The 982-nt window shown below is 24.5% G+C and carries 3 protein-coding genes; 1 reads left to right on the plus strand and 2 read right to left on the minus strand.

Annotated features, from left to right (window positions below):
- Positions 1-209: hypothetical protein (locus MBCUT_RS11120; RefSeq protein ID WP_169805346.1), on the plus strand; the 209-nt coding region annotated here is incomplete at its 5' end.
- Between the two features lie 297 nt (positions 210-506).
- Here the strand turns inward: MBCUT_RS11120 and MBCUT_RS01125 are convergent.
- Entirely contained in the window at positions 507-794 is a 288-nt protein-coding gene (locus tag MBCUT_RS01125) for a transposase (RefSeq protein ID WP_211263746.1), read from the minus strand.
- A gap of 1 nt (position 795) precedes the next feature.
- On the minus strand, positions 796-982 hold a 187-nt coding region (locus MBCUT_RS11455), incomplete at its 5' end, for a hypothetical protein (protein WP_211263747.1).

The following is a 982-nucleotide window of genomic DNA, read 5'->3' on the forward strand; positions in this document are numbered from 1 at the left end:
TCAAAAACTACGGAGAAAAAACAGGTTCAAAGACATTCACAAAATCACTCAAAAAAATACTCAAAAAACACAAAATCTACAAAATACAAACAACAAAAAACACCAAATACAACTACAACAAAGCATCTAAAATACTAAAAACAATGGTCAAAAACTTAGCATACAACAAAATAGCTAAACTCAAAATAACAGTATACAGAAGAACCTAAAAAATAAATTACTTTGTGTTATCTATTTTTGGAAAGAAGTTAATTAATGTAACTATTCTTTCCAAACATTTTTTTTCTTTATTTAAGATTATAGCTTATTTTGGAAAGTTTAAAAATAAATTATAAAAGAATTTAGAATTTCTTTTATGATATTAAAACTGCAGATTCGAACATATCTGCGATTAATAGATTGTTGTTTATGTCAAATATGAATTTATCAATCCATTTTTTTTGTATATTGACTTTTTGTCAATATTTTCATAAAAGCATTTTTCAATATTTTCAATTAGAAATTCTTCACTTTCGATAAATTCTGTGGATAATTCTTTTTTTTATGGTTCTCCAGACCTGTTCAATGGGGCTAAGCTTAGGGGAGTATGGTGGTAAATGTATAAGAGTTATATTAAGGTATTTAGAAGTTTTTTTCAATATTTTAGCGTTATGGACTGGGTAATTGTCTAAAACAATGACTATTTCAATTTCTTTTTTAAACAGGTTTTCTAAAGGTTTTAAAAGTTCGCTGTAGACTATTTCTAATATTTCTCCAAGCTTTTTTTTATTCTCTTTTTCATATTTTTTTGACATTTTAGGCTTTTCTGCATATTTTTTTAAGTCTTTTATAATCATTTTTTTTGTTTTTGTGGGGAAAACATGATTTAAGATAATATTCATTATGGTTTTGATTAGTGGATTTGTTGTTTTCTAATTTTTCAATGATTGTGGTGATTTTTAATTGTTCATGTGTTAGTATTTCGTCTAATTTGTTTTTTAAG

The organism is Methanobrevibacter cuticularis, assembly GCF_001639285.1.
In the GTDB taxonomy this organism is placed as follows: Archaea; Methanobacteriota; Methanobacteria; order Methanobacteriales; family Methanobacteriaceae; genus Methanobaculum; species Methanobaculum cuticulare.